22 protein-coding genes and 3 pseudogenes are annotated in these 20381 nt (G+C 58.4%); 17 read left to right on the forward strand and 8 right to left on the reverse strand.

Features of this window, described 5'->3' with window-relative positions; all coding sequences use genetic code 11:
* Positions 1 to 3002: DUF5801 repeats-in-toxin domain-containing protein (locus J2X76_RS30935; RefSeq protein WP_310221693.1), on the reverse strand; the 3002-nt coding region annotated here is incomplete at its 3' end.
* Between the two features lie 194 nt (positions 3003 to 3196).
* Here J2X76_RS30935 and J2X76_RS30940 point away from each other — a divergent pair.
* Together J2X76_RS30940 and J2X76_RS30945 are read left to right on the forward strand one after the other, a co-directional pair.
* Positions 3197 to 3418, forward strand: a complete 222-nt coding sequence (locus tag J2X76_RS30940; protein WP_405030132.1) for a LysR family transcriptional regulator — start codon at positions 3197 to 3199, stop codon at positions 3416 to 3418.
* Between the two features lie 51 nt (positions 3419 to 3469).
* Positions 3470 to 3853: a hypothetical protein gene (locus J2X76_RS30945; RefSeq protein ID WP_310221695.1), complete on the forward strand. Its 384-nt coding sequence runs from the start codon at positions 3470 to 3472 to the stop codon at positions 3851 to 3853.
* Between the two features lie 280 nt (positions 3854 to 4133).
* Here J2X76_RS30945 and J2X76_RS30950 read toward each other — a convergent pair whose 3' ends face one another.
* The 3 genes from J2X76_RS30950 to J2X76_RS30960 all read right to left on the reverse strand — a co-directional run bounded on the left by J2X76_RS30950 (position 4134) and on the right by J2X76_RS30960 (position 5330).
* Entirely contained in the window at positions 4134 to 4424 is a 291-nt protein-coding gene (locus J2X76_RS30950; protein ID WP_310221698.1) for a 2Fe-2S iron-sulfur cluster-binding protein, read from the reverse strand.
* A 231-nt stretch (positions 4425 to 4655) separates the two neighbouring features.
* On the reverse strand, positions 4656 to 5075 hold the full coding sequence (locus J2X76_RS30955) for a DUF4174 domain-containing protein (RefSeq protein WP_310221700.1): 420 nt from the start codon (positions 5073 to 5075) through the stop codon (positions 4656 to 4658).
* A 9-nt stretch (positions 5076 to 5084) separates the two neighbouring features.
* Positions 5085 to 5330 carry a hypothetical protein gene (locus J2X76_RS30960; RefSeq protein WP_310221702.1) on the reverse strand — a complete coding sequence of 82 codons (246 nt, stop codon included), beginning with the start codon at positions 5328 to 5330 and terminating at the stop codon, positions 5085 to 5087.
* A 112-nt stretch (positions 5331 to 5442) separates the two neighbouring features.
* Between J2X76_RS30960 and J2X76_RS30965 the strand changes: the two genes are divergently transcribed.
* Together J2X76_RS30965 and J2X76_RS30970 are read left to right on the forward strand one after the other, a co-directional pair.
* A complete protein-coding gene (locus tag J2X76_RS30965) occupies positions 5443 to 5973 on the forward strand; it encodes a DUF4142 domain-containing protein (protein ID WP_310221704.1) in 531 nt (176 codons plus the stop codon).
* 21 nt (positions 5974 to 5994) lie between these two features.
* The gene (locus J2X76_RS30970; protein ID WP_310221706.1) at positions 5995 to 6441 is read left to right on the forward strand and encodes a DUF4336 domain-containing protein; all 447 of its coding nucleotides are present in this window, start codon (positions 5995 to 5997) and stop codon (positions 6439 to 6441) included.
* 452 nt (positions 6442 to 6893) lie between these two features.
* On the opposite strand, the gene J2X76_RS30975 is transcribed toward J2X76_RS30970, so the two are convergent.
* Complete coding sequence (locus tag J2X76_RS30975; protein WP_310221708.1) at positions 6894 to 8222, reverse strand: cytochrome P450; 1329 nt, start codon at positions 8220 to 8222, stop codon at positions 6894 to 6896.
* 73 nt (positions 8223 to 8295) lie between these two features.
* Between J2X76_RS30975 and J2X76_RS30980 the strand changes: the two genes are divergently transcribed.
* The 8 genes and pseudogenes from J2X76_RS30980 (at position 8296) to J2X76_RS31710 (ending at position 14550) form a co-directional block, all read left to right on the forward strand.
* Entirely contained in the window at positions 8296 to 8664 is a 369-nt protein-coding gene (locus J2X76_RS30980; protein ID WP_310221710.1) for an alpha/beta fold hydrolase, read from the forward strand.
* A 536-nt stretch (positions 8665 to 9200) separates the two neighbouring features.
* Positions 9201 to 9691: pseudogene (locus tag J2X76_RS30985) on the forward strand (ferritin-like domain-containing protein); the annotation flags it as partial.
* 202 nt (positions 9692 to 9893) lie between these two features.
* Positions 9894 to 10901 carry a patatin-like phospholipase family protein gene (locus tag J2X76_RS30990; RefSeq protein ID WP_310221712.1) on the forward strand — a complete coding sequence of 336 codons (1008 nt, stop codon included), beginning with the start codon at positions 9894 to 9896 and terminating at the stop codon, positions 10899 to 10901.
* A gap of 58 nt (positions 10902 to 10959) precedes the next feature.
* Positions 10960 to 11751, forward strand: a complete 792-nt coding sequence (locus J2X76_RS30995; protein WP_310221714.1) for a DUF2243 domain-containing protein — start codon at positions 10960 to 10962, stop codon at positions 11749 to 11751.
* Between the two features lie 126 nt (positions 11752 to 11877).
* Positions 11878 to 12099 (forward strand): hypothetical protein, encoded by a 222-nt coding sequence (locus J2X76_RS31000; RefSeq protein WP_310221716.1) that lies wholly within the window; start codon positions 11878 to 11880, stop codon positions 12097 to 12099.
* Between the two features lie 586 nt (positions 12100 to 12685).
* Positions 12686 to 12919, forward strand: a pseudogene (locus J2X76_RS31705) (hypothetical protein); the annotation flags it as partial.
* A gap of 937 nt (positions 12920 to 13856) precedes the next feature.
* Positions 13857 to 14321 (forward strand): hypothetical protein, encoded by a 465-nt coding sequence (locus J2X76_RS31005; protein ID WP_310221717.1) that lies wholly within the window; start codon positions 13857 to 13859, stop codon positions 14319 to 14321.
* Positions 14233 to 14550: an HIG1 domain-containing protein gene (locus J2X76_RS31710; protein WP_405030133.1), complete on the forward strand. Its 318-nt coding sequence runs from the start codon at positions 14233 to 14235 to the stop codon at positions 14548 to 14550. Before J2X76_RS31005 ends, J2X76_RS31710 begins: the two co-directional genes overlap by 89 nt.
* Before the next feature lie 145 nt (positions 14551 to 14695).
* Here J2X76_RS31710 and J2X76_RS31010 read toward each other — a convergent pair.
* Both J2X76_RS31010 and J2X76_RS31015 read right to left on the reverse strand, forming a co-directional pair.
* A pseudogene (locus tag J2X76_RS31010) lies at positions 14696 to 15236 on the reverse strand (cysteine hydrolase family protein).
* A gap of 441 nt (positions 15237 to 15677) precedes the next feature.
* Positions 15678 to 15893 (reverse strand): hypothetical protein, encoded by a 216-nt coding sequence (locus J2X76_RS31015; protein ID WP_310221719.1) that lies wholly within the window; start codon positions 15891 to 15893, stop codon positions 15678 to 15680.
* A 163-nt stretch (positions 15894 to 16056) separates the two neighbouring features.
* On the opposite strand from J2X76_RS31015, the gene J2X76_RS31020 reads away from it, so the two are divergent.
* The 3 genes from J2X76_RS31020 (at position 16057) to J2X76_RS31030 (ending at position 16840) form a co-directional block, all read left to right on the forward strand.
* Entirely contained in the window at positions 16057 to 16251 is a 195-nt protein-coding gene (locus J2X76_RS31020) for a hypothetical protein (protein WP_310221766.1), read from the forward strand.
* Between the two features lies 1 nt (position 16252).
* Entirely contained in the window at positions 16253 to 16468 is a 216-nt protein-coding gene (locus J2X76_RS31025; RefSeq protein WP_310221721.1) for a hypothetical protein, read from the forward strand.
* Positions 16469 to 16573: 105 nt separating this feature from the next.
* Entirely contained in the window at positions 16574 to 16840 is a 267-nt protein-coding gene (locus tag J2X76_RS31030) for a DUF982 domain-containing protein (protein ID WP_310221722.1), read from the forward strand.
* Between the two features lie 450 nt (positions 16841 to 17290).
* Here the strand turns inward: J2X76_RS31030 and J2X76_RS31035 are convergent, their stop codons facing one another.
* Positions 17291 to 17764, reverse strand: a complete 474-nt coding sequence (locus J2X76_RS31035; RefSeq protein WP_310221723.1) for an NUDIX hydrolase — start codon at positions 17762 to 17764, stop codon at positions 17291 to 17293.
* A 293-nt stretch (positions 17765 to 18057) separates the two neighbouring features.
* Here J2X76_RS31035 and J2X76_RS31040 point away from each other — a divergent pair, with 293 nt between their 5' ends.
* Entirely contained in the window at positions 18058 to 19227 is a 1170-nt protein-coding gene (locus tag J2X76_RS31040; protein ID WP_310221725.1) for a glycosyltransferase, read from the forward strand.
* Positions 19220 to 20377 (forward strand): UDP-galactopyranose mutase, encoded by a 1158-nt coding sequence (gene glf / locus J2X76_RS31045; RefSeq protein WP_310221728.1) that lies wholly within the window; start codon positions 19220 to 19222, stop codon positions 20375 to 20377. The genes J2X76_RS31040 and glf overlap by 8 nt, the downstream gene beginning before the upstream one ends.
* Positions 20378 to 20381: the final 4 nt, after the last annotated feature.

Consider the following 20381-nt stretch of genomic DNA (forward strand, 5'->3'; position numbering starts at 1 on the left):
TCGCCGACACCGCTCGTGTCCTCGTTGCCGGCGCCGTTCACGGCACCCTGCTCTTCCTCGACAATGCCGCCCGCAAACGGCGTCCCGATCTTGGCGGTATCATCATCGATATCGATCTTCAGCGTACCGGTGGCAACGTCATTGTCACCATCCTTCACTTCATAGGACACGGTGACGGAAATATTGTCTTCAAAGCCAGGATTGGTACCTTCATGATTGACGGGCGCCAGCTGCTCGACATGGTAGGCGCCGGTCGAAGCGCTGTCGATGACCAGCTTGAACACCGGTACGTACGTCCCATTCTGGTTCTGGGTGATCGTCAACTGAGAACCATCTTCCGAACGCACGAACCAGAAGCCGGAGGGGAGCGTAAGCCCGCTGCCCGACCACGAGATCGAGCCAGCGGCATCAGCACCGAAGCTATGGCCAAGGACGCCCGACGTCGCGGTCGGCGTATCGTCGCCTTGACCGCCAGCATTGCCACCCAATGTATCGTCATCGAGCTGCAAGGTGTCATTGGCAACGACAGTCGGGGTGTCGTCGTCAACATTGATGGTCAGCGTGCCGGGCGTTGCAGCCGCGTCGCCGTCCTTGTCGGTGACCTGGTAGGAGATCGTGAACTGGACGTTGTCTTCCGTGCCCGGGATCGTGCCCTGCGGATGGTCGATCGGTGCAAGCTGGGTAACCTGGTAGGCGCCCGTCACCGTGTCGGTGATGGTGATCGACACGACGGCGCGCTCGCCCTGGAAGATCGTCATCACCTTGCCGTCTTCCGACGGCGTCGCGGTGAAGCCCGCAGGCAGCGTCAGGCCGCTGCCGATCCACAGGACCGAACCGGCGCCATCGGCACCGTAAGAATGTGCAAGCACACCCGTGGCGTTGACGGAGTCGGCGTCATCGCCATTGCCGCCCGGATTACCGCCGGTCAGCGCGTCGTCGTCCAGCTGAACCAGCGAATTCTCGCCGATCGTCGGAATGTCGTCATCGACATTGATGGTCAGCGTGCCGGGCGTTGCAGCCGCATCGCCGTCCTTGTCGGTGACCTGATAGGAGATCGTGAACTGGACGTTGTCTTCCGTGCCCGGGATCGTGCCCTGCGGATGGTCGATCGGAGCAAGCTGGGTAACCTGGTAGGCGCCCGTCACCGTGTCGGTGATCGTGATCGAGACGACGGCGCGCTCGCCCTGGAAGATCGTCATCACCTTGCCGTCTTCGGACGGCGTCGCGGTGAAGCCCGCAGGCAGCGTCAGGCCGCTGCCGATCCACAGGACCGAACCGGCGCCGTCGGCACCGTAAGCATGTGCAAGTACACCCGTGGCGTTGACGGAGTCGGCATCATCGCCGTTGCCGCCAGCAATACCGCCGGTCAGCGCGTCGTCGTCCAGCCGAACCAGCGCGTTCTCGCCAATGACCGGAATGTCGTCATCGACCGTGACGGAGAAGCTGCCGGTCTGCGAATCGCCGTCGGCGTCCGTTGCCGTATAGTTGAAGGTCAGCGGGAGAGCGTCGCTTTCGGAAGCATGGTCAAGCGCACCCTTCAGCTCGAACGTCGCCGTGCCGTGTTCCGAGGTCGGATCGAGGGTGACGGTGAACACCGCCGGACCTTCGACGCTGCCCTTGAATGCGGTGATGGTGACGATGCCATTGGCCGAGACTGTCGGCGCACCGTAGACGACCGCAACGCCGCCCGAAGTCAGACCCTGCGGCAGGCCGTCGCCATTGAACGCAATCGAACGGCCGAAGGTATCACCTTCCGACTCGCCCTTCACATTGGCGTCGGCACCCCAGGAGATACCGAGGGCCGCCGAGGTGACGAGGCTCTCATGCGATTCGCCGTCGTCATTGCCGCCTGCAAGATCGTCCTCGTTCACCGAAGCGAGCGTCACCGGACCCGTGATCGACGGACCGTCATCGGCGATATCGATCATGAACGAACCGGTGGACGCATCGCCGTCCTTGTCGGTCACCGTAAACGAGAAGTTCAACCGCAGAATATCGTCGGCGCTGGTCTGGTTGCCGTCCGGATGATCGAGCGGCTGGGACTGCGTGAAGGTAAACTCGCCGGTTACGGCATTCGTGACCTGGAGCGTGAACACCGTGGTGGTTACGCCGCCAACCGTGATCGTTCCGGTGACCGTCAGGCCGTCCGGGGACGTCGTCACGGTGACAGGATGCCCGCCCGAGGAGAGCGCCTCCGTGGCGCCGGCGGTCGGGGTCGGCCCCTCGTTCAGGTCGTTGGCATTGTTGAAATTGACCGAAGTCACAATTCCGAAGTCGTCGCCGCCGTCGAACTGCAGCACGCCGGTGATCGTTTCGTTGCCCGTGATGCCGTCGACCAGCACCGATTCCGTCAGGCCGAACGGCATCGACATGTCGACCGCGATCGGCTGATCGTCTCCCGTCGTCTGGGGGCCGCCGGGGCCGCCGTCGCCGAATTCCGTGTCGCCGAGCAGCGAAGCCAGCTGAATGGGGCCATTCTGGCTCTGCTGGATCGAGTCTTCGAATTCGGCGCCGGAGCTGTCAGGACGTCCGGTTGCGGTGAAGGACCCATCCGGACCGGCTGCGACGTTGATACCGCTGTCTTCCAGTGCCGCGAAGAGAACCTGCTGGGGAACCTCCACTTCGCCGATCAGCATGGTCGGGATCTTCGCCGCGCCGTTGACGATGACGACCTCGGTGCCATCCGCCTGGACCAGGATCAGGTTCGCGCCATCGACGCGGACATCGTCGATCGAGACGTTTGCCGCAAGATGAATGACGTTGTTCGCGTCCGGGGTCACTTGCGCGGCCGGAGCGGCCGGAGGAGCGGCCGGCGCGTTCGGATCTGTCGGAAGGCGGCCTGTCGTCGGGGTGCGGCCGTCACCGGCCTGTGCCACCTGGATCTCATGCTCGATCGGCGAAGGCGTCGAAGAAGAAGCGATCTCCTCCTGGATTTCCGACGAGAAATTCTCAGTCAGATTTTCTTCCGAAATGCTCGACAGGCGCGGATCTTCAACGGACATCGTGTAACCCCCAACAAAACTATGTCGCTATCAATCCCGTCTCTGAACATAAAGCAATAGTTCCTTAACCTTCACGACATAGCGGGTTATGTGTAGAAATGAGTTTTTTCATAGAAGGTTAACTACAGTCGTTGAGGTAATATTAGCCACACACGGCCGCCGACACGGGAAGCTTCTCCGCCGCTGGCAAAACCTTGGGGCGAGCACAGTCCGTCGTTAGCCAGACTATTGCCAATCTCGAGGCGCAACTGGGCGCGCGGTTATTCGACCGGATCGGCCGTTATCCGGAACTGACGCCGCATGGAACCAGCTTGTTGGTGGAAGCGCGCCGCGTGGTGAACGATGCAGAAAGTTTGAAAGGAGGGCTTCTAACGAACCCCTCCCCCACTTTCGCCGTCATCAAACCGATACACTAGCATTGCTAATGATTTGCAATTGCACACCAGGCGCGGGCGCCTGCGAGGTATATGCGCTTGTTATGGCTCTCGTCTGCCTGCCGCTCTATATCTTCGGTCTGCCGCGAAGACGCGGGGACGCCGCGTTCGGCCGCAGCCGCGATTCCGGTCAAAGCGCGCAGCTATGACCGGACCTTCGTGCTGATCGTCGCGGCAATCGTCTTCAATGCCTTCATCACCTATGGCTTTAGCTCGGTGCTGATCGAGCTCTTGAAAGACGAAGGGCTGAGTTCCGCGCAGGCGCTGACCTTCAGCTCGGCGCTCGGCATCATCCAGATCGCGTCGCGCGGCGTGAGTTTCGTCGCCGATAACAAATGGGATGGCATGGCGATCGGTATCGGCTCGTCGGCTATGCTTTGCCTGTCGCTCCTGATCTTGCTTGCGGTTCAGGGCTAACCGGTCGCGGTCGGCGTCTTCCTTGTATTCTGCGGCACGAGCAGCGGCGCGCTTGCCGGGCGCGTTCGACGATCCCGCTGGTGTTTTACGACAAGGGAGAATTTGCGAGGGCTGTCGCGGATCGCCCTGCCGCTCAACTGGATTTCTCTCGTTGTAGCGCATCGGTCAACTCTTGCAGGATGACCGCGCTTTGCTCGTTTGTCCTCGCCCTGCTGCATCGGATGCAGTTCGCTGACAGCTGATACGAGCCCTTCGATAGTTGTGATCTCCAGCACGTCGTTCATTTCGGCGAAACTATACAGAACAATGTCCGTCGCCCTTCCGTGAGCGCCGTGCAGGCGCCACATTGACCGTGATCACAGCCCTTCTTCGTCCCGGTCAGCCCGGCATGGTCGCGGATCAGGTCGAGGAGCGAAGTGCGAGCATCGACGCTGAACTGATAGGGCTGTCCGTTAATTCGCATTGAGATTGGGACATCGTCTCGGCTGGCCGTCGGCGCGTGCGACTGCGCCTGTCTTCCTGTTACTCCTGCGATGGGGGTTGCGGTCGCGGCTGAAATTGTGCCAGTCATGAGGGTGCGCCTCGTAAGGCCGGAGCGTCCGGCGTGCGTCGATGAAGATATGCAATCGTCCCCGGGTGCAGTGAAAGATCCTGAGCAACAAGCTGTTCGGAGGCGCTCTAACCTGATTCCTTCCGCGAGTTCCCGGATGATGTGCCTTTAATTGCCGTCGCTGCCCCTGACGAGAGCCGTGCGGTTTCCATCGCGACGGTCTAGGGAGCAACTCTCACGAAAACTGTCCGTTTAGGAAGACATCTGTGGTAACGGCGGTATGCGGTCCACAGCCTCTGAGAGCTGTTCAATCGTCACTGGACCATCGGCTCGGAGTATCACGTCGCCTTCAACATCCAGGAGCACGACCTGAAACTGGCCGGGTGAGCCCTCTGACAATGCATGTCGCAGCTCTTCGACCGGGAAATCGCTCACCCGGCCGTTGAGCAGCGCAGGATGCCCATCCGACGGAACGCAGGCGACCCACATATTCATGTGACGAAGCGCATCGCCGTCTGTCCGCAACAATTCATTTTGCCACTCGCGCAGCGCGCCAAGCGTATCTTCAAAGATTACGACGAGCCGTCGTCCTGGCGCGATCTCCTCAGAAATGTCACTTGCTTGCGGCGGCACTTGGCCCGTTATTTCGGCGATGAGAGATTTCAGGACCATCTTCATTCCTCAGGGCAAAAGCTGGCTCTTCTTCCAGTCTTGGTAGGGGGCAAGCCGCTGGCCCGGAAAGCGGCGATCGATCTCGTCCTGGATCAAAGCAATGCGCGCAAGCACCTCATCTTGCGCGGCACGATCTGTGTGCTCGCTCTCCTTCTCCAGTGCATCCATCATCGCGAAAACCTCATCGACTGTCATCGCTTCCAGACGCGGTGCCATGTCGGCGACCGGTTCTCGTGTGAGTTCGACAATATTCATCGTGACACTCCCTTTCCCGCTCTCGAACATGCGTCCTCGAATGAGGTTCCCTAACTTGGGAACTTGTCCGGAGGTCGGTGGTTCGCGCCGTGGTCAAAAAGGAGGACCTTCCATGAAGACCCTGATTTACGTTTCACTTATTCTCGCGGCGACTAGCTCCGCAGTGTCTGCACAATCAACCGCTGAGAAAACCGGCGCGAATTCGCTGATGGGCGTTGCGCCTAAGACCGAAGACTTCATGATGGAGGCGGCCAGCAGCGACATGTTCGAAATCGGGTCGAGCAAGCTCGCCTTGGAACGGTCCGACGCAAAGACCAAGATCTTCGCCCAGCAGATGCTGACCGATCACCAGAAAACCTCCGACGAGCTCAAGGGGCTCATCTCGGCAGGCAAGGTCAAGGCAACCGTCCCGACGAAGATGTCGTCGTCGCACCAGAGCATGCTGGACGACCTGAAGAAGCTCAATGGTGACGATTTCACCAAACAGTACCATTCCGATCAGGAAGATGTGCACGAGGATGCCGTCGATCTGTTCAAGCGCTACGGCGACGAGGGCGAAAATGCAGAACTCAAGGCTTGGGCCGCGAAAACGCGGCCAGCCCTTGAGCATCACCTGAAGGTGGCGACTGAGCTTAATCAGTGACCGAAGGTTCCCGAAGAGCCCTTGGATAGAACGCCGGGTCTCGCCTGCTTCAAACTGACCGATGAGGCACTGATGACAACGTACCCGCCGCTCAACGTTCTCAAGCCGGTTGGGGACCGAATCTGGGTTGTGGATAGCGAACCTCTTAATGCGGGCGGCGTCGTCCCGCTGCCTGTGCGCATGATGGTCATGCAGCTAGATGGGGACGCCCTCGTCCTGCACTCGCCGACGCATTGTCACGCGCACCTTCGCGACGAGCTCGACAATCTCGGTCCAGTCCGGCATCTCGTCGCCCCCAACAGCGCCCACTGGAGCTTCATAGAGGACTGGACGGCTTATTTCCCCAACGCGCTGGCCTGGTCGGCACCCGGTCGGCGAAAGCGACGAAAGGTCAAACGTGCGGCTATTGCATGGCACGATGATCTCGGCGCCTCGTCCCAGGCCCTGTGGTCGCCCGAGATAGAGTAGATCGAAGTGCCTGGCATGGGCGGGTTTCGAGAGGTCTGTTTTTCCACAGGCCTAGCAGCAGTCTGATCCTGACCGACCTCGTTCAGAACCTGGATCGCAATCACACGTCGATCCCGATGCGCTTGTTCTCCCGACTTGCCGGCACGCACGAGAAAGCTCCGGTCTATCTCCGGCTTGTCGTGAAGCTGAAAGGCCAGGATGCCAGAGACGCTGCCTATCACATGGTATCGCTACAGCCAAAGCGGGTGACTTTCAGTCACGGTGCCTGGTTCGAACACGATGCCCGACGGGCGAACTCGTCGAGTGCTCGGAATGCGACGAAGCCAGTTCAAGAGCGGCGCGATACGTCGCATGAGCCAGGGGTTCGCCCAAACGGCCGTCCATGAAGGAAGCATGCAAGCGATTGTGCCATGGTTGCGGCAGAATCGAACAGAGCATCCCGGCAGGTGGCTTCATGCGGCGGTCCGCGATCTGTGGCTCAGTTGCAGAGCGATCCCGAAATGGTTGAAACTTGCTGGAAGGTGATCGGGCCTCATCGCCGGCTGCAGCAAGGAGATCTCTGTTTCCTGAAGGAACATCCCGATAGTCAGGCTGCCCAGCATCGGCACGAGATTGTGGGCTGGACACATCGCCGGGCCCGCGCTGAATGGCACAAGTCCTTTGGGAGCGGCTGCTTCTTGATCCACCCAAGGGGCGGGATTGAGCCGATGGGCAAAGGCGAGATGCTCATCATCGCGGTGGAAAAATGGGGCGAAGATGATCACGCCGGTGCCTTTTCGGATCATAGTTTCCCCGATATGGGCATCCTCCGTCAGTTCCCGCAGGATCGCGGGTGTCGTTGGCCAGAGCCTGATCGTATCGAGGAAAATGGCACGCGCGAAGCGCCGATCAGCGGCCACAAGCTTACTCTCCTGTCGTAGCGCCTCTTGCGTTTCGTGATGACTTCCGACAAGCGCCAGGGCCCGAAACGTGGCGATTCCAGCGGCGTCGAAGGCGAATAGCCACTGGGCAATCTGGCTCTCAAGCTGGAGTTGCCGGTCGTCTGGGAGCCGGGCAATCAGACTTACCGGTTCCGGATTCTGCAGATAGGCGGCAATGCGCATCTGAAAGCTCCGAAGCTTCTTCCGGTTGGTCGGTATTGCAAAAGCCCAGTTGGCGCGCCGGCGCAGTTCATCGAGTAACCCAGTTAACGCAGCGTCATCGCGCGCCCGGTCTCCCAGAACGACGCGCCTGACGATCCGAAACCATGGCTCGGCAAAGTCTTTCCATTTGACCTGCTTGTCTGCTGTGAAATTAGAAAGAAGGTCATCGAATTCCTCGTCGATGATCATCTGGAACCGCTCGAAGAAGGGATGACGACGCGTCTCGGTGGCGAGTGCGTTCTCATGAACGGGTCGCAGTTCTTCCCTTCGCTCCGGTCCCGAAATCAGGACGTTGCCCGGTTCGAAATGCGCGAGGGCCGAACGTTTTTCTTTCGTTGCCGGACTAAAGGGCGACGGCGCACCTTCAAGGACCTGTGCGACATGTGCTGCGTCGAGCAGGAGGACTTGCGGCCGGAACGGAATGCTAAGCTTGAGCGGGCCGTCTCCGTATTTGGTTCTGAGGCGCTGCATGAGTTGGACAGCTTTCGCGTCAAGGTCTCCGTGCTCGGCTGTCGCTTCCATCAGTGGGCGCCGTTTGATGACACCTTTGGCGATCGTCGGCGCCAGCACCGAGCGCACCACACGCAGAGTGTCGAAAACGCTTGCTGCCACCGGTCCGGTCGATCGTTTGTCCGACATTCTCCCCTCCGTTGCTCCAAGACACCGGGAACCGATGGCCAGCCGCATAGTTCCCTGCGGCTTGGAGGCGCGCATGCTGACATTCAAAACATGGGGATCTGGGGAGCCACTTCTGCTGATCCATGGGCTTGGCGGAAGCGCTCGGTCAGGGGACCTTGTACGGGAAGAATTGCAACGACGCCTGCGGCTGATCGTCGTCAACCTATCGGGTCATGGCGGAGTGCCAGTCGGCCCAGAGGGCAAAACAATTTCAGGCCTTGTCAGGCGCGTCGAAGCGTTTCTCCGTGATGAAGGCCTGAACGAATGCGACGTCGTTGGCTGCTCCCTGGGGGGCAGGATTGTGCTTAAGCTCGCACGACGGGGACCAGTCGGTCGGCGACTGCGCTTGATCCGGGCGGCTTCTGGCATGGCTGGGAGAGGCAATACGTCCATGCAAGCCTGATGAGTACAATCAAACTAATCCGAGGCCTTGGCACCAAACGGCGGGTCCTTGCGAAACGGGGGATCCGGCCACTTTCCATTCGTCAGCTATCCTATGATCTATTTAGGCTGCCTGATCCATTCATCGCCGGTGAGATCGACACGTGCGCGGACGCACTAAATTTCGAGGCCATCGTTCGAAACCAGACGTCGATTCCTCCGCAGATCGGGCCAGCAGCCTCTTGCTCCAGGTCGGTCGCCATCGCATGGGGTCGGCAGGATCGGCTATGTTTTCCACGGCAGGCCCGGCGCGCTCAGCTGCGTTTCCGGGATCGAACTTACATTGGTTCGATCAGTGCGGCCACTTGCCTATGTGGGACCGGCCCGCTGCAACAACTGCTTTCATCCTGGATAATCTCGTCCAAACACCAGAAAGGAATGGCCATGCGTCAGGAGCTCGCTTGCCGGACAAATGTGGCGGACTGATGTTAACCGGCTGTGTTGGCCTTCGCCAACATGTCTGCCGATCCGGCACATTTCCATTTACGGAGTACATTTATGGCGACCAAGACCCTCGAAGACCTTTTCATCGACGGCGTGAAGGACATCTATTATGCCGAGCGGAAGATCGTTGCAGCGCTGAGAAGATGATCCGCGGCGCACAGTCGCAGGACTTGAAGACAGCATTCGAGACCCACCTGCAGGAGACTGAAGGCCAAATCGAACGCCTTGTTCAGGTGTTCGAGATCCTTGGTAAGCCGGCACGCGGCAAGACCTGCCCGGCTATCGACGGCATCGTTGAGGAAGGACAGGAAATCCTGGAGGAATTTAAGGATTCCGCAGCGCTCGACGCTGGTCTGCTGGCTGCTGCCCAGGCCGTTGAACATTATGAGATCGCCCGCTACGGCACACTTCGCAACTGGGCTCGCGAACTCGGCAAGGACGACGTGGCTCAGCTTCTCGAAGAAACCCTGGCTGAAGAAGAAAAGACCGACGAACTGCTCACCCAACTTGCGGATGCCAACGTCAATCGCAAGGGCAAACGAAAGCCGCATGATATCAACGGGAGCGGCATCGTAGCCGCTCCCATTCCGGAGGAAACTCAGCTGGACTTGCTGGTCAAAACTACGCCAGCGTTGTGTCCGGCAGTTTTCGTTTGACATCGTTCTAGGATAACGTTTCGCGGTACCAGCGCGCGTTTTTAAACTTCATCGAAGGTTCGGTACTGTCGGAACTACGGACGGAAACGTCATGACAGCAGAAAAGATCTGGCTATGTCTATCGGGCGGCAATGCGCTCGGCGCCTATCACGCTGGGGTGTACCAGGCATTGCACGAGCAGGGCATCGCGCCTGACCGGATTGCCAGTGCGTCCATTGGCGCGATCACCGGCGCGCTGATTGCCGGCAATCCGCCTGATCAGCGCGTGGGCGTCCTTCGAGAATTCTGGCGGCGCGCTGGCGATGACGGCTTCACGATGCCCGGTATCTGTAGCCGACACCAATCCATTGTGCGGGCACTTCTCAGCGGGCGGCCAAAGCTATTTCAGCCAAAACTTTCCGCGGTCCCGGCTCTGTTTTCTTATGCTTCGGCCGACTTTCTATTCGATACCCCGCCGCAAAGACGCACGCTCATAGAGCTCATCGATTTCGACCTTCTGAATAACTGCGAGATCACGTTCCTGATGACGGCCCTCGACGCCGAAAGCGGAGAAGATGTGGTCTTCGGCAATGGCGCCGACGAGATGAGTGTGAACCATCTCATGGCCGGCACTGCCCTGCCGATCGCATTTCCGCCGGTTCAGATCGATGGACGAATCCTGATCGACCCGGGTCTGTCGGCGAACCTCCCTGTGCATCCGATGTTTGATACTGAGCTGACAGATGAAGTCATCTGCATTTGTATCGATCTTCTTCCTCGCGAGGGACCCCTCGAACGATCACTAGACGGGATGATCGGTCGCGCAACCGACCTCTTATTCGCCAGCCAGAGCAGGCATGCCCTTACGGACATCCGGCGCCGGTTTGCCAGGGGCGGCAACACAAATCTGTCGATCATCCACCTCGTTTATCGACAACAAGACGAGGAGGTCGGGCTGAAAGCTTTTGATTATTCGCGCCGCTCGATCAATTCTCGGTGGGCGTTCGGCTACGCTGATGGCCTGGCATTGACCAAAGCGCTGCAGGATATGCCGGCCAGAAGAACTAGCGCCGATATCTGGGCTCTGTCGGATGATGGGCTTTTGTTTCTACAATCCTAGCCACGGCTGAAACTCTTCCAGTGGTCCGTTGTTCGTGACGGTCTCGACGGAGGATAGCATGGTTGATGACGCGGCGGCACAGAGTGGGTCAGGCGGTGACAAGAATCTGAGGTGGGGCGGAATTGCGCTGGGCTTTAGTCTTGGCGGCTTCTTCGACGGCATCCTGCTGCATCAGATCCTGCAATGGCACCACCTTCTGAGCGGCCTGGATCAGGAGGGCCGAGACATTCGGTTCCTGATCATGACAGACGGCTTATTCCATGCGTTCATGTACGTCGTCGCCGCGATCGGGCTGTGGCTTCTTTGGCGTGCCCGGGAGTTTCTCGCATCGGCCGTAATGGGAGATAGGTTGTTCGCTGATGCGCTTCTCGGCTTCGGCGGCTGGCACATCATCGATGCTTTTCTGTCTCACTGGACTCTTGATCTCCATCGGATCCGCATGGACGTTGCCAATCCAGTGGTATGGGATCTTATCTGGTTGATGCTCTTCGGTGTTATACCCTTGCTGGCCGGCATGGCGCTGCGCCGCATGCCACCAAAGCCGAACCTGTTGCTGACTTCGCCGCTTGCGCTTGTGAGTGCCGTCTTGATCACTGGCACCGTTGCCGCAACGCCGGCGCCTGGCGATGGTCCAGTACTGGTAATGTTTCGGCCCGATGTCTCGCCGGCTAAAGCGATGGCGGTGATCGCAACGTTGAATGCCACCTTGCTGTGGACAGACCGTTCCGAGCGGGTCTGGGCGGTTGAGCTCCCTCCTGATGCTCATCCAAGCTCCTTCTACCGCCAGGGCGCTTTGTTCGTAAGCAAATCGATCATTCCGGCCGGCTGCTTCGATCGGATCAAACTCTGATCCGTCTCTGTGCCGGCCTCTTCCCTTGCGCAAAAGACTTAAGAGTTGCACATGCCTTATCTCATAGAAGTTTTTCTACCAGTTGTAGAACAGACGTCCCGATCGATAGCAGCGATCGAGGCTCGAATGACCGACCAATTCGGCGGGACGACGATGCACGTCAACAACCCGGCCAAAGGTCTTTGGAAGAACCATGAAGACGACCTCGAACATGATGAGGTTATTGTTGTTGAAGTCATGGCTGAGACTATCGACAGAGACTGGTGGGCTGGGTTTCGAGCAGAGTTGGAAACACTCCTGAGCCAGGACGAGATCGTTGTCCGCGCAACTGAGATCATCAGGCTCTGAGACCGCTACCTTAAGCAAAACGTTATCGTCTGCACCACACCGGAACGCTAATGCTTGTTGCTTGCGGGAGAGGACTGTTCGACTATTCCCGATGCTGCGGACCCGCTCGGAGCCGGATCGGTTGTCGTGTTCGAACCGAAAGCAACGTATCCAAGGATACCCGTTACAATCAGGGCCAGCAGCGCAATGATCCAGGCAGACTTGATGAAGTTACCGTCTCGGCCAGGTCGTCGTTGCCCCTCGTACTCTGTTGATGTCTCGGTCGAACCATAGGGGTCACTACCCTCTGCCATGCTTATCCTGGGCCTCCGCGTCTTCTTGGCCAAACCTCCAGTCCCGCGGCTGGTTCCGAGTCTCTAAGCTCGAGGATGCAATGGTACGCGAATGGACCATTCGGAACGTCCTAGCGAGATGTGTGTTCTGCGATCTTCTCAATAAGAAATGGGCAGCCATGAAAGAGACAACTATTGGAACCGGCGGCGACATCTACTGGGCGGAGCCGGTGTGGGTTCGGGTTGGGAACGGGTTCCGGGGAGGCCGGAAGAGGTCCGGCTGAGGCCGTGGAAAAACTTCGCATCGCTGGCCCGCCGAACGCGGCCGTCACTACAGGAGCGCAGCGAAGAGCTGCCTTGTAGCCTTGAGCGCGCAACGCGAAGCTGATCTCGCTCGTGAGGCGTTTACCGGGAGCCGACCACAGGCTGGACCTCACGTATGCCGTCACTGTCATCGGGTTTGCGCTGTGGACGACATTCGGCGTGCTGCGGCAGGAATGGCCGATCATCCTGACCAATGCTGCTCGATTTCCAGGAGATCGAAGTAGCTCGGAAAGCTGGCATTTAGATCGCCCAGCTCTGGAACGGTCTGGCAAAGTGATCCGCTGGCGCAGTGGGGTGAGGGTGTCCAAGAACGAGGTTCTAATGATGGCCATGAAGGCGATCGGGATCAAACTCGTTCCTCTGTCATGATCCTAGCCCGCGCCACCGACGGGCGTCAGAACCTTTCCAGTTCCGCCGCAGTCGGGGCATCCACCGCCGTTTATCTTGCCGGAGCCCGCGCACCGGCGGCAGATATTTTCGGCCCCACCCGGAGTGCCTTCGGGCACTTCATCGGAGTTGCGCGTCGGGTTCTGGCTGAGCTGGTCGCGGTCCATGAGCTTGCTCCCTTATTATCCATGATGGGTGCAAACAGGCCATGTTGTTTCAGGTTCCGAGCAGAGACCATAAACCCGAGGCCAGTGCCGGCAAACTCGATAAACGAGGCGGGGTGCGAGATCCCCGAGCCAGGATCGTCATCGCCGCCAATACGATCGGCTAGCAAGGTCGGCTAATGCAGCTGCGCTCGTTCCGTTTCGTGGACCTTGATCGCGCTCATGGCTGTTGATTGATCGCGGTCATCAAACGCCCTTCCGACATAGGCGTCGGCGAGGCCGAAGTTCTCGCGCACCTCCCACATCAATTATCGCCGCGGATGATCCGATCGTATCGCCACTGCTGGCTGATTTGAAGGGAATGCCGCCCGCCTTTTCATTGCCGGGGAACTCGATTCGATCATAGGCGACAGTCGCTCGATGCTGCGCATGGCAAGACGCCTCGGGGAACGCGGACCTGCTGGTCGTGCCGCAGGCCCCCCCGGGGTCGAGCGCTTCCCGACCCGCCTAGCGGCGCGGACGAAGACAGTCGCTATTGAATGGATCCACCGTCGAGTGCGGAACGACGAGGAGCGCGCTTCGTTAGACGCCGAGGTAAAGGAGATTCACGATGTCTAACGCTACCCAGGACAATCAGCGCGGCACCAAGAACAACGGTGTGAGCGACACGGAATTCGGCAGGTCCGTTGAAAGTCAGGCGCAGATCGTAGATGCTACGATCTTGGCCTCTGCCACCGATCCTGGCGAGGTCCTGAATGTATATCGGTTGGAACCAGTCGCACCGCCCGACGATTTCAGGTGGGACAACGCACGAAGCCACGGATCGATCTACGTCGCAGCGCGCACGGCTGGCGACGCGCGCATCGTTGCTGCTGGACACGAGGGTGACTTTCTCGAAACGGCATCGCTCCCTGGCGAAGACGTGACGACAAGGCATGCAAGCGCCTTCCGCGACGAGAAGGCATACACCGTCATCGAAGTCCTCCATGCGATGCCGGGTTTGCAACGCGGGCCAGTCAAGGATAACGCAATCCCGTCGGGGCCAGCTTCCGCCGATAGCGACGTGCTTCGCTGAGACATCCGGGAACATTGTCATCCTCATCATCGTTGCAGCGGTCGGGCTCATAGTGATGATGAAACTGTTCTACAGCAGGAGCAGCCGCCGGAATGGGAGCACCTCGAACAAGCTGATGCAGTTGCGAGTGTTTATGCAGGCAATGGTCGTAGGTGCAATCCTGCTTGTCCTTTGGCTGAGGGGGGAAGACGGCCCACTTAGCTATGCACGTTGCCGTTTACCCGAATGACTCGGTTATATTGTCTGGTTTCATCGAGTTCATTTGATCCAAAATATAGCGGAACACGAAGAAAGCGACGCCGCTCCACCTCTGCTGCTGAATCAAAACCCTTCTCCACGTCCAGTCGTTCTACGATCTGTTCGCGTTGAGTACCTCACCCAACACGGCTGAGGAATGGTTCCGTCTCGACAATTTCCACTTGGACAGAAAAGCGATCGCCGAGAAGTTCCAGCGATGCATCATGTGTCTCCTCAGCGCCGCTGCAAACCGCATCCTCGAGCAGTTTGACCTCGTAACCGAGATCGATGGCTGCGAGAGCGGAAGCGAGGACGCGGACATAGATTTCTTCGCCTGAGATCGCCAGAGTTTGCACGGTTTGCGTCTGCAGCATATGGTGAAGACTGCCGTTCACCCACGGCGAGTAGGTCATCTTGTCGAGAACTTTGGCTGGCGGAATGTAACGCCGAAGCTCCGCGACAACATCGACAAGCTCCCACCCGAGACGCTCGAGGGTCATATTGCTCCACTTAATAGTCCTGCCAGATCCCCGGCACCTGTTCTGGGCTGACCGGCGGGATGAACCGTGTGAAGATGGTTTTCTTGGGATGTCGTCCGGCTATTTCGACGATAGAAGGCGACACCTTTGCCATCCACTGAACGTGCCAAGGCGTGTCTTCCGCGAACATCCGCTGCATGTCGATGCAGAGGTGGACCCAGTTGCCACTTAACACGTCTTCCTCACTTCGTGGTCCCGTAAAGCGGCTTTCGGCCAACGCGCGCAACCTTGGCGGCTTGGATTTCATCAAGGGGCGTCCGACTCGTATCGACGCTTTCCGCAACGCGTGCCGACCCCTGTGCGCCGAGCACAGATTTATCGAAGCGATCGTCTTTTCTTTCTTCAGGCATTCTCACACTCCATATCCGGGGCCGGGAGGCATATCGTTCTCAATCAACAAGGTCCGAGGACGCCATCTTGACATGCCTCCCGTGTTGCGAACTGCCAATTGGCTCGAGAGTTTCCGTCTGCTTCCGTACTGGTCGGGATTTATAAAGCGTACGCATGCGCGCTTACGGTTAGCTAGTGATCGGCTTTTCGTCTGGAACGGCCTGAGGTCTGCTACTCATGTATTCACCTCTCAAGCTGGATCTTTGTTGGCTTCATGATCATGAAGCTGTTCAGTCTGGATTGCCTTGCCGTCGAATCCCCGTTCGCGCGAGTGCTGCGCCTTGTCGCGGTTGGAAAGCACCATGTTTTCCGGAAGGACGCCCTGGTCGAGTTCCGTCATCGCCCCTGTTCCGTCCCCCTTGCCTTGCGATCCTGAACCGATGTGCTTTCGATCAGCGTTTGCCATGTTGAACTCCTTTGGTGAACGTGGCGGCGCTAACTCGCCGACACACGCAAAGTTTCCGAGACCTTCGAATTTTCGAATCTGAGGCAAATCCATCGAGAACCAAGGGAACTCCCACGAGGCTTGCCTGTTCGGTCGAGCTCAACAGAAGGATCTGGAAATGGTAATCAACGAGCCAAAGCCCGGTGCAGCTGGTACCACCGATCAGTCACCACGGTGGGAGGGACCCGAGGAAACGAGACCGCGCGGCTATTTGCCGGCAGTGGACGACCCCGACAAAGACCGTGACGCGCTCGGAGAAAACAACGCCGATCCCTCACGGGAAAAGGTGACCGACGCCGGCAAAACGAAAGGAGATTGATATGAGTAACCCAGAAGCGGATGCGAAAGGACAGTACGCTAAGTCGCAAGCGGATCCAAAGTCCACTGGTGTCGCAAGCGGCAAGCCTACCGTGACCACCGGATCTGAGGATGCTACGGCGCACAAAACACCGTCAGGCCGGAAACCTGTCAAGGAATGGGATCTGAAATACGATCCGTCAGAAATGAATGAGGGCAATTTCAGAGGATCTCGCTGAGGCGTTCAACCTGCCTGCACAACTCACATCAAGAAGGCTGCATTGTCCGAGAGCGGACATAGGCGTACGGCAGGTAAGGAACAGGTTATTACGGTAGGATACATATTGCACTTAACGAAGGAGCAACCCATGGTTACCGGGAATTGGGAAAAACTTGTTGTCGTAGCGCTGCCGGGTTTCGCGCGTCGCGAGGTAACTGGCCCGTTCGAAGCTCTGGCCCTGCTCTCCGAAGGCTGGCCGACGATGGCCGGCGCGCCGTTCATCAAAGCAAAAATCTCTTGCCGGGCAGCACTTGAAGATCGCATTACGCCGGAGCAAGCGCGTCGCGATTTCGAAAAGGCGGCGAGAGAGGCAAGCCGGTTCTTGAGCTGAGGAACGTCCGGCGTAAGCGGATGGAGCGCAGATTGTGTTCTGTCTCGCAATGTTGGCAGAGGCTTTCTGCAAGCTCGCGCATGTTTTGATGATCGCAAACACTCTGAGCTTACCGAACTTTTCTCGCCCGCCCCAGTTCGCGGCTGCCGACACGGCGGCAAACGAATACGGAAAGATAGCAAGCTGTGACGTACATGTTTGAAGTAACCGCCATCGACGGGCCGTGGCCGGCAACGGTTCCGATCAACTTCCTGGACGACGATACGGCCATAGCTCGCGCGAGAATGATTTTCAGATAGCTTGAGGATGTTTACGGTCGGGCGAACGGCTCTACCGAGATCGTCGCGCGCAAGGAAGATCGTGATCTTTTTCGATCGAGCCATTTGGAATGTTAGCGGCCTCTCCGCTGAAAGAACGAGGCCGACGGCTGCACTAGCAGGTCTCCGCACGTCAGAGGTACGCTTCATTTAGAATTTTACAGCCAAGGATCAGGATCCGCTTCAGTTCTGTCTCCTTGACCCGAGATGCGGCCTCTTGCGGCGAAAGCCAGGCCAACTTCCGCTGGCTCATCTCCGGGTAATGGTTTCGCTGACGTCGGACCCGCAACAGGAAAACGCGCACGCGCGCCGACAGTTTGCGGTCCTTGCCGACGACCTTGATGTACGAGAAGGAGCCGAAAGCGCGCTTCTTTGCCCTCCCGACTATTCCGGCCTCTTCCCACGCTTCGCGTTCTGCCACTTCTCGCTCTGTAAGACCTTCAATCCGCCATCCTTTCGGGATCATCCACTTTCCGGTCCCGCGCGTGGTGATGAGTAAAATCTCCGGGCCGTTGGGGGTTTGCCGGTAGCACAACGCGCCGACCTGCTGAGCAAGGTCATCAGGATCATCAGGTGTGATCGATCCTGGTCCTACAAGTTGTTCCATGCCGTCGTCTCCATACGTGGGAGCTGCAAACCTTGATGCCCGACGAAAAGTTCCTCCCTCTTGCCGTGATGGGGCGGCTTCAGAAAAACGAAAAGATGCCTCGCAACTTATGACCCGGTCCGCCTGACGGCATCGATAATATTTTTCGCTGAGAACGAACTTTTGCTGGCGTGAGCTGTTCGCGGCGTCAAGTCCAACGAGGAATGCGTTTCTAGTCGTTGAGGCGAACCTCTTACTTGCCCTCGCAACGAGCCTTTTGCCCACTTTCAGCTCTATCCCACGACGGAGACAACATGAACATTGCGCTGCTCACGAAGTCGCGCGAACATGGTTCGCGCGAGATTTTTCTGTGCTTCTCTCACCTGCGCTGGAATTTTGTCTTCCAGCGCCCTCAACACCTTCTGACACGTGCCACAGGCACCTATGATGTCTCCTATTGGGAAGAGCCTGTTTTTGAGGACGTTCCCGCTGCTTGGCTTCATCGGTCAATGAGCGACGAAGGTGTCGAGATTGTCGTTCCACATCTGCCGCAAGGGCGACAGACAGAAGCGGCCGCGATGCAGGCCCAATTGCTGGAAGACTTTCTTTCCGACCTGAGAAGACCTCCTTCAGTACTTTGGTACTATACGCCGATGGCGCTTGAGTTCAGCCGTTGGCTCAACGCCAATATAATCGTCTATGACAATATGGACGAACTTTCAGCCTTCGACGGAGCGCCACCTGAAGTCGTCGCCTTCGAAAACGAGATGTTTTCCATTAGCGATGTCGTGTTCACCGGCGGCCAGAGCCTCTACGAGGCGAAGAAGGGCCGACACGAAAACATTCATCCCTTTCCGTCCAGCATCGATACCTCTCACTTCAACAAGGCCCGTGAAGCAGACTGTGATCCACCGGATCAATCAGCCATTCGTCATCCACGGATCGGCTTCTTCGGGGTGATCGACGAACGGATGGATATCGATCTTCTGTCCCAGGCGGCCGACATGAGGCCCAACTGGCAGTTCGTGATGATTGGTCCAGTTGTGAAGGTTGATCCACGGATCCTTCCGCGCCGTGAAAACGTCCATTGGCTCGGCCCGAAGAGCTACAAGGAGCTCCCAACTTATCTTGCGCATTGGGACATGGGACTCATGCCATTCGCGCTTAACGATGCGACCCGCTTCATCAGCCCGACCAAAACCCCCGAGTTTCTGGCAGCCGGCCTGCCGGTTCTCTCTACGATGATCCGCGACGTCGTGCGCCCTTACGGCGATCTTGGGCTGGTGGAGATCATCGACGGGGCGGAGGATCTTTGCGCTCGAACGGAAATCCTCCTCGATCGCCCAAAGCAGCATTGGCTCTCGCGAGTGGACGAATTACTCGCGCAGAATTCCTGGGATCAGACCTGGGCAGCCATGCAGGCGCACATGGCGCGCGTTAGCACGCGGACCTCCCTTGGAGCGCAGGAGGCGGCGTATGTATGACTGGCTAATTGTCGGCGCCGGCTTCGCCGGTAGTGTTTTGGCCGAAAGGCTTGCCTCGGAGCACGGAGATTCCGTTCTTCTGGTGGATCGCAGGCCTCATATCGGCGGCAATGCCTATGATCATCTGGATGAGGCAGGCATCCTCGTCCACAAATACGGCCCTCATATTTTCCACACCAATTCGCGGCAGATATTCGACCATCTGTCACAGTTTACCGAGTGGAGGCGCTACAGCCACCGGGTGCTGGCCCACGTGGACGGTAAGCAAGTGCCGATCCCTATCAACCGTACCACGATCAATAGCCTGTATGGTCTCGACCTGACGTCGAAACAACTTGAGGCGTGGCTTCAGCAGCGCGCTGAGCCCGTCGATGATATCCAGACATCGGAGGATGTTGTCGTCAGCGTCGTCGGACGCGAACTCTACGAAAAGTTTTTCCGCGGCTATACCAGGAAACAATGGGGCGTAGATCCCTCACGGCTCGACAAATCGGTCACCGCACGGGTGCCGACACGCACCAATGACGACGACCGATATTTCACCGATGCGTTTCAGTACATGCCGCTAAAAGGCTATACCGCGATGTTCAGTCGGATGCTGTCGCACCCGAATATCGACGTCCGCCTTGGCGTGGATTTTGAAGAGATACGCCAGACGCAGACCTACCGGCGCCTCATCTTCACCGGCCCGATCGACGAATACTTTCAGTATTGCTTCGGCCGCCTGCCCTACCGGTCCCTCAGTTTCAAGCACGTGACCCTCGACAAACCGTGGCACCAGTCCGTCGGCGTTGTGAACTACCCGATGACGGAAGACTACACCCGCATCACTGAATACAAGCACCTCACCGGCCAGAACCACGCTAAGACCAGCCTGACCTACGAATACCCGAGCGCCGACGGCGACCCTTACTACCCGATCCCCCGGGAAGAGAATGCGGAACGGTATCGGCAATACGAAGCACTCGCCCGGCAGACGCCGGACGTCTGGTTCGTGGGCCGGCTAGCGACCTACAAGTACTATAACATGGATCAGGTGGTGGGCCAGGCTCTAGCGACATACCGGCGGATCGAGGACCGGCTTCCGAAAGGAGCCTCTCGGACTGTTCCTGAGCCCAGGGCGGATCTGCCTGCCTCGTTGCGAACTTAAACAA

The organism is Neorhizobium sp. 2083, assembly GCF_031455615.1.
Classification (GTDB): Bacteria; Pseudomonadota; Alphaproteobacteria; order Rhizobiales; family Rhizobiaceae; genus Neorhizobium.

Coding starts and splice junctions, on each gene's coding strand:
- J2X76_RS30945 (WP_310221695.1), top strand. CDS start 3,470: ATGCGCTTGTTATGGCTCTCGTCTGCCTGCCGCTCTATATCTTCGGTC.
- J2X76_RS30950 (WP_310221698.1), bottom strand. CDS start 4,424: ATGACTGGCACAATTTCAGCCGCGACCGCAACCCCCATCGCAGGAGTA.
- J2X76_RS30955 (WP_310221700.1), bottom strand. CDS start 5,075: ATGGTCCTGAAATCTCTCATCGCCGAAATAACGGGCCAAGTGCCGCCG.
- J2X76_RS30960 (WP_310221702.1), bottom strand. CDS start 5,330: ATGAATATTGTCGAACTCACACGAGAACCGGTCGCCGACATGGCACCG.
- J2X76_RS30965 (WP_310221704.1), top strand. CDS start 5,443: ATGAAGACCCTGATTTACGTTTCACTTATTCTCGCGGCGACTAGCTCC.
- J2X76_RS30975 (WP_310221708.1), bottom strand. CDS start 8,222: ATGTCGGACAAACGATCGACCGGACCGGTGGCAGCAAGCGTTTTCGAC.
- J2X76_RS30980 (WP_310221710.1), top strand. CDS start 8,296: ATGCTGACATTCAAAACATGGGGATCTGGGGAGCCACTTCTGCTGATC.
- J2X76_RS30990 (WP_310221712.1), top strand. CDS start 9,894: ATGACAGCAGAAAAGATCTGGCTATGTCTATCGGGCGGCAATGCGCTC.
- J2X76_RS30995 (WP_310221714.1), top strand. CDS start 10,960: ATGGTTGATGACGCGGCGGCACAGAGTGGGTCAGGCGGTGACAAGAAT.
- J2X76_RS31000 (WP_310221716.1), top strand. CDS start 11,878: ATGACCGACCAATTCGGCGGGACGACGATGCACGTCAACAACCCGGCC.
- J2X76_RS31005 (WP_310221717.1), top strand. CDS start 13,857: ATGTCTAACGCTACCCAGGACAATCAGCGCGGCACCAAGAACAACGGT.
- J2X76_RS31710 (WP_405030133.1), top strand. CDS start 14,233: ATGCGATGCCGGGTTTGCAACGCGGGCCAGTCAAGGATAACGCAATCC.
- J2X76_RS31015 (WP_310221719.1), bottom strand. CDS start 15,893: ATGGCAAACGCTGATCGAAAGCACATCGGTTCAGGATCGCAAGGCAAG.
- J2X76_RS31025 (WP_310221721.1), top strand. CDS start 16,253: ATGAGTAACCCAGAAGCGGATGCGAAAGGACAGTACGCTAAGTCGCAA.
- J2X76_RS31035 (WP_310221723.1), bottom strand. CDS start 17,764: ATGGAACAACTTGTAGGACCAGGATCGATCACACCTGATGATCCTGAT.
- J2X76_RS31040 (WP_310221725.1), top strand. CDS start 18,058: ATGAACATTGCGCTGCTCACGAAGTCGCGCGAACATGGTTCGCGCGAG.
- glf (WP_310221728.1), top strand. CDS start 19,220: ATGTATGACTGGCTAATTGTCGGCGCCGGCTTCGCCGGTAGTGTTTTG.